Source organism: Priestia sp. SIMBA_032 (assembly GCF_046535215.1).
Classification (GTDB): domain Bacteria; phylum Bacillota; class Bacilli; order Bacillales; family Bacillaceae_H; genus Priestia; species Priestia aryabhattai.
In genome coordinates this window covers 1-483 of record NZ_JAWRXD010000124.1, presented here as the reverse complement: position 1 = coordinate 483, position 483 = coordinate 1, and the positions used below count along the sequence as shown (strand labels likewise).

At 35.0% G+C, this 483-nt stretch carries 2 pseudogenes; both read right to left on the bottom strand.

Features of this window, described 5'->3' with window-relative positions:
* Nucleotides 1-107: pseudogene (locus SB717_RS33615) on the bottom strand (GNAT family N-acetyltransferase); the annotation flags it as partial.
* 145 nt (nucleotides 108-252) lie between these two features.
* A pseudogene (locus tag SB717_RS33610) lies at nucleotides 253-483 on the bottom strand (sensor histidine kinase); the annotation flags it as partial.

Sequence of the window (483 nt, the reverse complement as noted above, 5' to 3'; positions counted from 1 at the left end):
ATATCTTCATAAGAAGAGCTGAATGCTTCAGGGTTTTGCTTTAATCCTTCTACGCGAAGTTCTAAGTAAATTTCTGCTTCGTCTTTTGTTAATACATGGATATCCAATTATATCACCCTCCAAATCTTTGCAAATGTACCTTTATTTTATATTGAAATAAGAATAATTTCAAAAGCTTAGCTTAGATGAGCTGTTTTTATGAACAAAATAACACCAGTAGTGTTTACTACTACTGGTGTTTTCACACGCATATTATTCAAAAGGTAGCTCGATTATAAAGTTTGTTCCCGCTCCTAATTGGCTTGTTACTAGAATGGAACCGTTATGCAATTCTACAATTTCCTTTGCAACAGCTAGCCCGATACCTTTTCCGCCTGTAGCTCGTGTTCTCGATTTATCGACACGATAAAAGCGGTCAAAAATATGCGGGATATCTTCTTAAGGAATAACTTCACCTTCATCTTGTACACTTATTGTAAAAGA